Origin of the sequence: Salinivibrio sp. SS2 (assembly GCF_001722075.1) — a bacterium.
GTDB lineage: Bacteria > Pseudomonadota > Gammaproteobacteria > Enterobacterales > Vibrionaceae > Salinivibrio > Salinivibrio proteolyticus.
Genome location: NZ_MEBP01000125.1, coordinates 19,445 through 32,244, shown reverse-complemented (window position 1 = coordinate 32,244; position 12,800 = coordinate 19,445). Strand labels below are relative to the sequence as shown.

Annotated in this window: 12 protein-coding genes; 8 read left to right on the top strand and 4 right to left on the bottom strand. The window is 51.1% G+C overall.

What is annotated here, in order from left to right:
• Positions 1-113: 113 nt before the first annotated feature.
• From gyrB to dnaA, 4 genes are read right to left on the bottom strand one after another with little or no spacing between them, the layout of a single operon-like run.
• Positions 114-2,531, bottom strand: coding sequence for a DNA topoisomerase (ATP-hydrolyzing) subunit B (gene gyrB, locus BGK46_RS15405; protein ID WP_069590746.1), 2,418 nt, complete (start codon positions 2,529-2,531; stop codon positions 114-116).
• 18 nt (positions 2,532-2,549) lie between these two features.
• Positions 2,550-3,629 (bottom strand): DNA replication/repair protein RecF, encoded by a 1,080-nt coding sequence (gene recF, locus BGK46_RS15400; protein WP_069590744.1) that lies wholly within the window; start codon positions 3,627-3,629, stop codon positions 2,550-2,552.
• 3 nt (positions 3,630-3,632) lie between these two features.
• Entirely contained in the window at positions 3,633-4,733 is a 1,101-nt protein-coding gene (dnaN, locus tag BGK46_RS15395; RefSeq protein ID WP_069590743.1) for a DNA polymerase III subunit beta, read from the bottom strand.
• Between the two features lie 2 nt (positions 4,734-4,735).
• On the bottom strand, positions 4,736-6,133 hold the full coding sequence (dnaA, locus tag BGK46_RS15390) for a chromosomal replication initiator protein DnaA (RefSeq protein ID WP_069590741.1): 1,398 nt from the start codon (positions 6,131-6,133) through the stop codon (positions 4,736-4,738).
• A 347-nt stretch (positions 6,134-6,480) separates the two neighbouring features.
• On the opposite strand from dnaA, the gene BGK46_RS15385 reads away from it, so the two are divergent.
• The 8 genes from BGK46_RS15385 (at position 6,481) to mnmE (ending at position 12,699) form a co-directional block, all read left to right on the top strand.
• Positions 6,481-7,194 carry an amino acid ABC transporter substrate-binding protein gene (locus tag BGK46_RS15385; RefSeq protein WP_069590739.1) on the top strand — a complete coding sequence of 238 codons (714 nt, stop codon included), beginning with the start codon at positions 6,481-6,483 and terminating at the stop codon, positions 7,192-7,194.
• Positions 7,195-7,251: 57 nt separating this feature from the next.
• Positions 7,252-7,923 (top strand): amino acid ABC transporter permease, encoded by a 672-nt coding sequence (locus tag BGK46_RS15380; protein ID WP_069590737.1) that lies wholly within the window; start codon positions 7,252-7,254, stop codon positions 7,921-7,923.
• Positions 7,920-8,666, top strand: a complete 747-nt coding sequence (locus tag BGK46_RS15375) for an amino acid ABC transporter ATP-binding protein (RefSeq protein ID WP_069590735.1) — start codon at positions 7,920-7,922, stop codon at positions 8,664-8,666. The genes BGK46_RS15380 and BGK46_RS15375 overlap by 4 nt, the downstream gene beginning before the upstream one ends.
• 222 nt (positions 8,667-8,888) lie before the next feature.
• Entirely contained in the window at positions 8,889-9,023 is a 135-nt protein-coding gene (gene rpmH / locus BGK46_RS15370) for a 50S ribosomal protein L34 (RefSeq protein ID WP_025672864.1), read from the top strand.
• 13 nt (positions 9,024-9,036) lie between these two features.
• Complete coding sequence (gene rnpA, locus BGK46_RS15365) at positions 9,037-9,408, top strand: ribonuclease P protein component (RefSeq protein ID WP_069590733.1); 372 nt, start codon at positions 9,037-9,039, stop codon at positions 9,406-9,408.
• Positions 9,360-9,620, top strand: a complete 261-nt coding sequence (gene yidD / locus BGK46_RS17255) for a membrane protein insertion efficiency factor YidD (protein ID WP_077456636.1) — start codon at positions 9,360-9,362, stop codon at positions 9,618-9,620. The genes rnpA and yidD overlap by 49 nt, the downstream gene beginning before the upstream one ends.
• A gap of 2 nt (positions 9,621-9,622) precedes the next feature.
• Entirely contained in the window at positions 9,623-11,236 is a 1,614-nt protein-coding gene (gene yidC / locus BGK46_RS15360) for a membrane protein insertase YidC (RefSeq protein WP_069590731.1), read from the top strand.
• 98 nt (positions 11,237-11,334) lie between these two features.
• Positions 11,335-12,699: a tRNA uridine-5-carboxymethylaminomethyl(34) synthesis GTPase MnmE gene (gene mnmE, locus BGK46_RS15355; protein ID WP_069590729.1), complete on the top strand. Its 1,365-nt coding sequence runs from the start codon at positions 11,335-11,337 to the stop codon at positions 12,697-12,699.
• Positions 12,700-12,800: the final 101 nt, after the last annotated feature.

Below are 12,800 nucleotides of genomic sequence, written 5' to 3'. Positions count from 1 at the left end.
ATGAACGATGAAGAGCCATATAAAAACAGTAATCTATTGTGTGCTGCCTCGTATAAAAATAAAAAAGGCCAGCAAAGCTGGCCTTAATAGTGGTTAACCCATTGATTTATCGTTTAAACGTCAAGGTTTTCCACTTTGAGTGCGTTATTTTCGATAAAGGCACGGCGTGGCTCAACTTGATCACCCATCAAGGTGGTAAACAGCTCGTCTGCAGCGACCGCATCTTGAATGGTCACCTGCATCATACGGCGACCTTCAGGATCCATGGTGGTTTCCCAAAGCTGTTCTGGGTTCATTTCACCTAGACCTTTGTAACGCTGACGCGATACACCACGCGTCGACTCTTTAATCAGCCAGTTCAGCGCTTGCTCGAAGCTTTCCACTTCTTGTTTACGCTCGCCTCGCTGCACATAAGCGCCTTCATCAAGCAGCTCATTAAGCGTCTCAGACAAGCTGGCAATACGTCCATACTCTTTCGAGTTTAAAAAGTCGTAACTCACCAGATACTTGTGATCAACACCGTGCGTCCTTACCACCAGCTCCGGCACCCACACTTGATGCTCTTCGTCTAAGCGGCAAGATGCTTTGTATTGACTTTCACCCGTTGACTTACGGTTTAGAATCGCAACGATATTTTCAACCCACTTCTTCGCCGCCAACTCATCACGCAAGTCGTCGACCGACAAGCGAGGCTGGTACAACAATTCATTGAGCAGCGAAGCCGGATAACGGCGGTTCATGCGCTTAATCAGCTTGATCACACCATTGTATTCTTTGACCAACTTCTCGAGTGATTCACCGTGCATCGCCGGTGCTTCTGGATTCACAAACAAGGAAGCATTTTCCAACGCCAACGCGACTTGGTATTGCTCCATTGCTTCGTCATCTTTGATGTATTGCTCTTGTTTTCCTTTCTTCACTTTGTACAAAGGAGGTTGAGCAATGTAGATATAACCACGCTCAATCAGCTCTGGCATTTGGCGATAGAAGAAGGTCAACAACAAGGTACGGATGTGCGAGCCGTCGACATCCGCATCGGTCATGATGATGATGCTGTGATAACGCAGCTTGTCCGGATCATACTCTTCTCGACCGATACCACACCCCATCGCAGTGATTAGGGTCGCGACTTCTTGCGACGAGAGCATCTTGTCAAAACGGGCTTTTTCCACGTTAAGGATCTTACCTTTAAGCGGCAAAATCGCTTGGTTCTTACGGTTACGCCCTTGTTTGGCTGACCCACCTGCCGAGTCACCCTCCACAATGTAGAGTTCAGACAGTGCTGGATCTTTTTCTTGGCAGTCAGCTAGCTTGCCGGGAAGACCCGCTAAATCTAACGCACCTTTACGGCGAGTCATCTCTCGTGCTTTCCGTGCCGCATCACGCGCGCGCGCCGCATCGATAATCTTAGTGCACACCACTTTGGCGTCCGCTGGATGTTCAATCAAAAAGTCAGACAGGTGTTCACCCATGGCCGACTCAACGGCAGACTTCACTTCTGACGACACCAGCTTATCTTTGGTTTGGCTTGAGAACTTAGGATCAGGCACTTTCACCGACACCACAGCGGTCAAACCCTCACGAGCATCATCGCCCGAGGTCGCCGCCTTAGCTTTCTTCGAGTAGCCTTCTTTATCCATAAAGCTGTTCAGCGTACGCGTTAACGCGGCGCGGAATCCGGCAAGGTGGGTACCACCATCGCGCTGTGGAATATTGTTGGTAAAGCAGTAGATGTTTTCTTGGTAGCCGTCATTCCATTGCATCGCCACTTCAACGCTCACACCATCTTCACGCGTGTGTTCAAAATGGAATACCGACGGGTGAATCGCGGTTTTCTTATTGTTGAGGTGTTCAACAAAGGCGCGGATGCCCCCTTCGTATTTGAAGTGATCCGCTTTATCTTCTTCGCGCTCATCCACCAGCTTGATCGATACGCCTGAGTTCAGGAACGACAGCTCACGTAGACGCTTGGCTAAGATGTCATAGTTGAAATTGATGTCAGAGAAAGTTTCTTCACTGGGCCAAAAACGGATACGGGTACCGGTTTGTTCGGTATCACCAATCACCGCCAATGGGCCTTGTGGCTCACCGTGGGAAAAGTTGAGCTGGTGAATATGGCCATCACGCCAAATGGTCAACTCTAGCTTCTCAGAGAGTGCGTTCACCACGGACACACCCACGCCGTGCAAACCACCGGAAACTTTGTAGGAGTTGTCGTCAAACTTACCGCCGGCATGCAATACCGTCATGATAACTTCAGCGGCGGAGACCCCTTCTTCTTCGTGGATATCAACAGGAATACCACGACCATCATCTTTCACCGAGACAGAGCCGTCTTCGTGGATGGTCGCCACGATATCGTTACAATGTCCGGCTAGTGCTTCATCGATCGAGTTATCGACCACTTCGAACACCATGTGGTGGAGGCCGGTACCGTCGTCTGTGTCGCCGATATACATTCCCGGACGCTTACGGACGGCGTCCAAGCCCTTCAGTACCTTGATACTCGATGAATCGTATTCGTTGGACATTGAGTTACTCTCGCTTATTTATCCTGCGTTTATTTTGCCATGTTCCACATGAAACATCTTACTATTTTCGTCGCACATTTCCGCGACTTGATCGGCACTAATGGCGCTGACAAAAACCTGTGCGCCGGTACGCTTGAGTTCGCTTGCCAATAGGGCTCGGCGGCGACTATCAAGCTCCGATGCAAAATCATCAATCAAGTAAATACAGGCAATTCCCTGTTGTTCACTATAGAGCTGGCCTTGTGCAAGTCGTAGCGCACAAACCATTAATTTTAACTGACCTCGGGACAACACATCATCCACTGGCGTCCCTTGCACCTTGATACGCACATCCGCCTTGTGCGGTCCGGAGACGGTGTATCCCATTTGTTGGTCGCGCTCAAAATTGGCTGCCAACAAGGTTTGGTAATCCGTGTCTTTCTCCCACCCTCGAGAGAAACTAAATTGTATCGAAAACTCGGGTAAAAAAGCCTCGCATAGTGCGGCAGCGCGCTCAGCCACTGCATCCACATAATCGGCTCGCCACTGGCTTATTTGCTCAGCCAACACCGCCAATTCCGCATCCCACATCTGGATGTCTCGGTAGCGCCGCGCCGTTTTTAGCGCAGCGTTGCGTTGTTTGGTGAGTCGTTTGACCCGCGTCCAGGCTTCGAAAAAGCCAGCTTGAGAATGAAACACACCCCAATCGATAAACGCACGGCGAAATTTGGGACCATCCGTCAGCAGCTCAAATCCTTCAGGGGTGATCAGCTGTAAAGGCAACACTTTCGCTAAGGCCACCAGCTTCTGCCCTTTCTCTTGCCCTATTTTAACATCCGCAGTGCCATCGCGGCGCTTTTGAATGCCGACAGGAAGCAAGATCGCATCTTGGGTTTTAACCCGTCCATGCACGGTTAAACTGGGCTGCTGATGACGGATCACTCGGCTATTCAGCGCGCTGCGGAATGAGCGTCCGTGGCCAAGAAAGTGGATGGCCTCAAGCACACTGGTTTTACCGCTACCGTTGGGGCCAATTAAAAAGTTAAAGCCTGACGACAGTTCGATATCGCAGGCTTCAATATTTCTAAAGTCGTGAACGACCAATCGAGTAAGCGCCATAACCTAGAGGCGGATTGGCATCACAACATACATGGCGTCATCACGGGCACAGTCTTCAATCAGGGTACTGCCCACCGCATCTGTCATCGAAAAGCGCACTTTGTCACAGCGTAAGGTGTTGAGAACATCCAACACGTAGCTGACGTTAAAGCCAATTTCGATCGGCTCGCCTTGAAAGGTGACGTCGAGAAATTCTTCGGCTTCTTCCTGCTCAGGGTTATTGGCGGAAATACGTAGCTCGCTGCCTTCAATATTCATCCGCACGCCACGAAATTTCTCGTTAGACAGCACCGCAGCTAACGACAGCGCTTGCTTGAGCTCCGCACAGTCGACCTCAAGTGTGCGAGAGGTGGATTGCGGCAGCACGCGACGATAGTCTGGGAAACGGCCATCCACCAACTTCGAGGTGAAGGTGACATTGCCAACCACCGCTCGAATGTTCGATGCGCCGATTTGGATAGTAACGAGGTGCTCACTGTCATCCAACAAGCGCGCAAGCTCACTCACCCCTTTTCGCGGCACAATCACTTGCTGCGCGGGTAAGGTATCATCCATCGAGAGCTGACAGACCGCCATCCGGTGCCCGTCGGTTCCGACCGTCCGTAATGTCTGCCCTTCTGTTTCGAACAACAGTCCGTTGAGGTAATAGCGTACGTCTTGGTTTGCCATCGAAAACTGGGTCGCGTCAATCAGGTGACGCAACTTATCTTGTGGCAGCTGCAAACTTACGTCTGCCTGCCACTGCTCGATGTTGGGATAATCATTAGCCGGCAATGTCGACAGCGTAAAGCGGCTACGTCCCGCGCGTACCACCACACGATCGCCTTCTTGCGCAACCGTGATTTGGGCTTCACTGTGTAACCCTTTAATGATGTCCATAAACTTGCGCGAAGGCACTGTAATCGCACCGTCGAGGTGATCGCCTTCCAACGGCGCGGTGGCATTCAGCTCCACTTCCATGTCCGTTGCTGTCAACGTCAATGCCTGATCAGCCACTTGGATGAGTAAGTTACTGAGAATAGGCAGCGTGCTTCGCCCACCCAGTGCGCCTGATACTTGTTGCAGCGGCTGTAGCAGCTGCTCTCGCGTAAGAGTAAATTTCATAATTAAGAGGACAATGTTCGAATCAGGTTAGAGTAATCTTCTTTAATGTCGTGGCTTTCTTCACGGAGCTGCTCGATTTTACGACACGCATGCAGCACGGTGGTATGGTCACGGCCACCAAAGGCATCACCAATTTCTGGCAAACTGTGGTTGGTTAGCTCTTTGGACAAGGCCATCGCCATTTGACGAGGGCGCGCGACCGACCGTGAACGACGCTTCGACAATAAATCCGCCATCTTGATTTTATAATACTCAGCGACTGTTTTCTGAATATTATCAATGGTGACCAGTTTTTCTTGCAAGGCGAGCAGATCTCGCAACGCTTCTCGGACAAAATCGATGGTGATCGCACGCCCAGTAAAGTTCGCGTTGGCAATCACGCGGTTGAGGGCCCCTTCAAGCTCTCGGACGTTGGAGCGTAAGCGCTTGGCGATAAAGAACGCCACCTCATCCGGTAAACGAATCGCATGATCTTCGGCTTTTTTCATCAAAATCGCCACTCGCGTTTCCAGCTCTGGCGGCTCAATGGCGACTGTCAGACCCCAACCGAATCGCGATTTTAAGCGATCCTCAACCCCGTTGATCTCTTTAGGATAGCGGTCAGAGGTAAGAATGATCTGCTGGTTACCCTCAAGCAACGCATTAAAGGTATGGAAGAATTCTTCTTGCGAGCGTTCTTTGTTGGCAAAAAATTGAATGTCATCGATCAACAGTGCATCGACACTGCGGTAATAACGCTTAAATTCTTCAATCGCATTATTTTGTAGCGCCTTCACCATGTCTTGCACGAAACGCTCTGAGTGCATGTACACCACGCGCGCATCCGCTTTACGATCGGAAATCGCATTACCCACCGCATGCAACAAGTGGGTTTTACCTAAGCCCGTGCCGCCATAAAGAAAAAGCGGATTATAGGCCGCCCCTGGGTTATCCGACACCTGACGCGCTGCCGCTAACGCTAACTGGTTAGACTTACCCTCAACAAAGTTATTGAACTTGTGTTTGGGGTTCACGTTAGAGCGATGATTGACATCCGACTGAACGGGTGACGGCGCCGGCTCCCACACTCGACCTCGGCTCGGAGCCGGTTGGGCTTGCTGTGGAGCGGGCGCCGCTGCTGGTCCGGCTGGCGCCGCCGCGGGCGCTGCAGACACAGGTTTGCTGCCCACTTCAAACCGCAGCATGGGCACGTCGACGCCACAAAACTCGTTCAACAGCTGGTTAATTTGATGCAAGTATTTGTCTCGCACCCAATCAAGCACAAAGCGGTTTGGGGCGAACAGGGTCAACGTATTGTCATTGAGCTCGGCTTGTAACGGCCGCACCCACATACTGAATTCTGTTGCAGGTAGGTCTTCCTGAAGGCGCTCAAGACACTGCAACCAAAGCGATGATGACACGTTTGACTCCACGCAGTTATACCGAAAAAGAAAAGGTCACAATGGTACTCCTGTCAGGCGAAGATCGCCACCCACAAGATCCCGAAATCAGTGAATAAGATCGGAGTTATTCACATAGATCCCACAGATATACCATGGATCGCCACAAGGTACCCGCTTTTTACTCACAAGATTGCACACATCTCCTTAATGATACGCGCGCGGAGAATAAAGTTATGGCTCATAACCAGACGGTATTTCTCGCCAGTGATCGTTCACTTCTATGATACGCGTCCTAATATTGAAGTTGTCATTATGGAGTGTTGTCATGAGTAAATGGAATCTTGAGCACCTTGCTAAGTGTGAGCATGGTGATTTCAGTGCCCGCATTCGCCAAAGAAACCGTGAAAGTGGGGATGTCTGGGCGCTATTTCCCTTTCACCTTTGTGAAGCAAGACCAGCTGCAAGGGTTTGAAGTTGACCTTTGGGATGAGATAGGCCGCCGCAATGACTACCAAGTCGAGTATGTGACCGCTAACTTCTCTGGCCTGTTTGGTCTGTTACAAACCGGGCGCATCGACACCATTTCTAACCAAATCACCATCACCGACGAGCGTCAGGCAACCTATTTGTTCACCGACCCGTATGTGGTCGACGGCGCACAGATCACGGTTCGTAAAGGCAATGACACGATTCAGTCCGTGGCTGATCTGAAAGGCAAAACCGTTGCAGTAAACCTTGGCTCGAACTTCGAGCAATTGTTACGCGAACACTCGGCAGCCGAGGATATCGACATTAAAACCTACGAGACTGGGATTGAACACGATGTCGCCCTCGGTCGGGCCGATGCGTTTGTGATGGATCGCCTGTCAGCCATGCAGCTGATTAAAGAATCGGGCTTGCCACTTCAACTGGCCGGACAACCGTTTGAAACCATTGCCAATGCTTGGCCATTTGTCGACTCAGAACGCGGTCAGCGCCTACGTGATGAAGTGAACACCGCCCTCTCAGCCATGCGAGAAGATGGTACCTTGGCACAGATTTCTGTTAAGTGGTTTGGCGGCGACGTCACTAAAAAGTAAGTATTTACTCACATAAATAGGCCCGCTTTGGCGGGTCTGTGCATCTAAAGGACAGACATGGCGTTTGATTTTGACTATATGGCCTCTCTGTTCCCGTTACTGCTGAAGTATCTGGGGATCACGTTAGAGATGGCGGTGTGGGGATTAGTGTTTGCACTGATTTTGGCAGTGACGATTGCACTGATCCGCGTGTTTCGCCTACCGGTTTTCAATGGCCTCGCGCAACTGTTTATTAGTTTCTTTCGCGGTACACCACTTCTGGTTCAGCTATTTTTACTGTATTACGGTCTGCCTCAGGTCATCCCCGCGTTAGTCGGAATGGATGCTTTCACAGCCGCGGTGATCGGGATCAGCTTACACTTTTCTGCTTATATGGCCGAGTCAATTCGTGCCGCCATTACCAGCGTGGATCGCAGCCAAATGGAAGCCAGTCTGGCCATTGGTATGACGACTCGCCAAGCCATGCAGCGCATTGTGTTACCACAGGCAGCACGGATCGCACTTCCCTCGCTGATGAATTACTTCATCGATATGATCAAAGCCACATCACTCGCCTTCACGCTCGGGGTGGCAGAAATCATGGCGAAGGCGCAGATGGAAGCGTCGTCGAGCTTTAAATTCTTCGAAGCCTATTTGGCGGTCGCACTGATCTACTGGGCGGTCGTGGTCGCTTTGACCCGAGTGCAACTTTGGGCAGAAAGCCATCTTAATAAGGCGTACCAACGATGATTAAGATAGAAAAGCTTAAAAAAGTCTACCAAGGCGTCGCGGTACTTGATGGCATCGATTTGTCCATCGAGCGTGGCGAAATCGTGTGTATTATTGGTCCGAGCGGTACGGGAAAATCTACCCTATTGCGTTGTATTAACTTCCTAGAACGCGCGGAGCAAGGGGTGATCAGTATCGGCGATCAGCGTGTTGATAGTGGCGATGCAAGCACTCGTAAACAGGCGATTTTGGCGTTGCGGCGCCAGACAGGCTTTGTGTTTCAAAATTATGCCTTATTTGCTCACCTCACGGCACGAGACAATATCGCCGAAGGGTTGCGAACGGTAAAAGGCTGGTCTAAAGAGGCAGCACGTCAACGCGCGCAACAAATTCTCGACGACATAGGCTTGGGTGATAAAGGAGACCATTACCCCGCTTCCTTATCGGGTGGACAGCAACAACGGGTTGGCATTGGCCGAGCGATGGCACTTGAGGCCGAATTACTGCTTTTCGATGAGCCTACCTCTGCATTAGACCCAGAGTGGGTTGGCGAAGTATTGGCGTTGATGAAAAAGCTCGCCACACGCCATCAAACCATGCTGGTGGTCACTCACGAGATGCAGTTTGCTCGCGATGTTGCTGACCGCGTGGTGTTTATGAACGACGGTCACATCATAGCCCAAGGCACACCGGATTGGCTGTTTAATCACTGCGCCGATCCACGCTTGCATAAGTTTTTGAATCAAGTCGGGATCGCGTCTTAACTAGCGATCGTAAACGAAGGATCCTTGCGATCTCTGACTGAGCGCTTATAATTCCCGGCCCGGAGTGGCATCGGTTTAGTGATTGACTAATCGTTAGTCAATGGCTACAATCCGCCCTCTTTGTTGAGAGGCGTCGGAGACATTGGCTAAGGTATTGCCTGTTGCTAACCTCCCACGTCGGGTTAACAAACCTAACACTGATCAGTAATAAAGGTAGAAACCATGAAACGCACTTTTCAACCTTCAGTTCTAAAGCGTAAGCGCACTCACGGTTTCCGTGCGCGCATGGCGACTAAGAACGGCCGTAAGGTCATTGCCGCTCGCCGTGCGAAAGGCCGCAAGCAGCTTTCTAAATAATCCGCAGTGATTTGTGAATAAGCTCGCTTATCCTCGGGAGTTACGTCTGCTAACTCCCGAACATTTCAGTGCCGTCTTCCAGCAACCGCATCGCGCAGGTTCGCCGCACTTAACCATACTCGCCCGATCTAACTCGCTCGACCACCCACGTCTCGGTCAAGCTGTTCCGAAAAAGCAAATCAAACTTGCCGTTGATCGCAACCGCTTTAAACGTGTGGTTCGCGAGAGCTTTCGTTTACGTCAGCATCAACTACCGGCGAAAGATTTTGTGGTGATCGCGAAAAAAAGTGCCAACGACCTAAGCAATCAAGCGCTGCGAGACGAATTGGACAAGTTATGGCAACGTTTGTCGCGACCGCCGCGCAAAAAGCGCTCATCGCGCTGATTCGGGGATATCAACTGGTGATCAGCCCATTGATTGGGCCACGATGCCGGTTTACACCAACCTGTTCCCACTATGCCATCATGGCGATTCAATCCCATGGTGTGATAAAAGGGTGTTGGTTGGCAGGCAAACGTCTATTAAAATGCCACCCTTTGAATGATGGCGGTTACGATCCCGTGCCGCCTTGCGACCACCATAACAGAGACAATTAACAATGGATTCCCAACGTAATATCCTGTTGATTGCCCTATTGTTCGTTTCTTTCATGCTGTACATGGAATGGAACAAACCAGAATCCCCGCAGCCGCAGGGACAGGGCGTTGAGCAGCAGCAAACCACTCACAGTGACGTGCCTAGCAGCGACAATGGCGATACCACGTCTCTCGATGCACAGCCTGTCTCTGACAAGCTCGTCACCATCAAAACCGATGTATTAACACTTAAAGTGGATACACAAGGCGGTGATGTTGTGCACGCCGAGCTGCCTCAGTACGATGCGGAGCTCAACTCTGACAATGCTTTCACGCTGCTGCACACCAAGCCCGATCATACCTTTGTGGCGCAAAGCGGTTTAATTGGTGCCAATGGTATTGATACTGCGCAAGGCCGTGCCCAGTATCAGGTGGCGCAAAACACCTTTACCCTCTCTGACGACCAAGACACCCTGCGCGTGCCAATGACGGTTGAAAAAGACGGGATCACGTACACCAAAACCTTTGTGCTTAAGCGTGGCAGCTATGCGGTGGATGTAGAGCACACCATCGATAACCAAACCGATGCCAACGCCAGTGTCACCATGTACACCCAGCTAAAACAAAACCTGCTGGACGACGGTGGCAGCTTAACCATGCCAACCTACCGTGGTGGCGCCTACTCTACCGACGATAAACGTTACGAAAAATACAGCTTTGATGACATGCAAAGCAAAAACTTGAATGTGACGTTTAACCAAGGTTGGGCAGCGATGATCCAGCACTACTTTGCTACCGCGTGGATCCCACGTGCGGACAATAATGTGCTGAGCACCCGTACTACCGCCCAGTATGGTTATATCCAAACCAAAACCAGCGATACCATTGCAGCAGGCACCAGTAAAACGCTCACTGCAACCTTGTGGGTTGGTCCGAAACTGCAAGAGCAAATGGCCGCGGTGGCGCCAAGCCTAGACTTGGTAGTCGACTATGGCTGGCTGTGGTTTATCGCTAAGCCACTACACTGGTTGCTCTCGACGATTCAAACCTTCGTCAGCAACTGGGGTATCGCAATTATCATGCTGACTTTCATTGTCCGTGGTGCGATGTACCCACTGACCAAAGCGCAGTACACCTCGATGGCGAAAATGCGCATGCTGCAGCCTAAGCTGCAAGAAATGAAAGAGCGTATCGGTGACGATCGTCAGCGCATGAGCCAAGAAATGATGGAGCTTTACAAGCGTGAAAAAGTGAACCCCTTGGGTGGCTGTTTACCGCTGGTACTGCAAATGCCTATTTTCATTGCGCTTTATTGGGCACTGATGGAGTCAGTTGAACTTCGTCATGCACCTTTCTTTGGCTGGATTCAAGACTTGTCGGCACAAGACCCTTACTACGTGCTGCCAATTCTGATGGGCGCCTCTATGTTCCTGATCCAGAAGATGAGTCCAACCACAGTCACTGATCCTATGCAGCAGAAGATCATGACCTTTATGCCCGTGGTCTTTACCTTCTTCTTCTTGTTCTTCCCATCCGGTCTGGTTCTATACTGGTTGGTATCGAACATCGTGACGCTTATCCAGCAAACCTTGATTTACAAATCGCTGGAGAAAAAAGGCCTTCATTCCCGCTCGTAAGTTAGGCCGCGTCAAGCAATAATAAAAAGGCGACCACGCGGTCGCCTTTTTCACGTTTACGGCCTTTAGGCCTGTCACCGACATCAAGAGTGTGCAATATGGCTCAAACCGACACTATCGTGGCACAAGCCACAGCAACAGGCCGCGGCGGCGTAGGGATTGTCCGCGTGTCCGGCCCTCTCGCTCATGAGATTGGTACAAAAATGACGGGACGCGAGTTAGTGCCTCGTCGTGCAGATTATTTGCCTTTTCTCGATCAAGAAGGTCAACCTATCGATCAAGGCATTGCCCTATTCTTTAAAGGCCCCAATTCATTCACAGGTGAAGATGTTCTAGAGCTGCAAGGTCACGGTGGCCCGGTGATCATGGACATGCTTATTCAGCGAATCAGCGCCTTTGACGGCGTACGAGCAGCCCGACCCGGTGAATTTTCCGAGCGCGCCTTCTTAAACGATAAGCTGGATTTAGCCCAGGCCGAAGCAATCGCCGATTTAATCGATGCCAGCTCAGAACAAGCGGCTCGCTCTGCGTTGCAGTCCCTGCAAGGGGCTTTTTCCAAGCAGGTCAACCAACTGGTCGAAAAAGTGATTCATCTGCGAATGTATGTGGAAGCGGCCATCGACTTTCCTGATGAAGAGATTGATTTTCTCTCTGACGGTAAAGTGGCCAGCGATCTTGGGCATATCATTGAGCGTCTCGCCCTGTTGCGTAAAGAAGCCAATCAAGGGGCGATTATGCGCGAAGGGATGAAGGTGGTCATTGCCGGACGCCCGAATGCCGGTAAATCCAGCTTGCTCAATGCTCTTTCCGGTAAAGAGAGCGCGATTGTCACCGAAATCGCAGGCACCACCCGCGATGTGCTCCGTGAACATATTCACATTGACGGTATGCCACTGCATATCATCGATACCGCCGGCTTACGGGATGCCTCGGATGAAGTGGAGCGGATTGGGATTGAGCGCGCCTGGAGTGAAATCGAACACGCCGATCGGGTATTGTTTATGGTCGATGGCACCACAACCACGGCGACCGACCCGGCCCAAATTTGGCCAGAGTTTGTCTCTCGCTTACCCGAGGGCATGGGGATGACGGTGATCCGCAACAAAGCCGATATCACTGAAGAGCCACTCGGTTTGTGTGCAGTCAGTGAGCCTGCACTAATCCGCTTGAGTGCCAAAACCGGAGAAGGCGTTGATGCTTTACGCCAGCATCTAAAAGCCTGTATGGGCTATGCTGGAGGCAGCGAAGGCAGTTTTATGGCACGTCGTCGTCATCTGGATGCACTCGCCAACGCCGCACACCACCTCGACATCGGCCAAGCGCAGCTAGAAGGCTATATGGCAGGAGAAATCCTTGCCGAGGAATTGCGCTTAACCCAGCAACACCTCAACACCATTACCGGTGAGTTCACGGCTGACGATTTGCTGGGCAAAATTTTCTCCTCGTTCTGTATCGGAAAATAATTATCCCCAGCTCCTTCAAGGGATCCTTACCGCGAGGATCCCTTATTCTGGCGGCGCTGATCGCGGTTATCCTCAGACTAAGATCCTGACTTATCCCCACA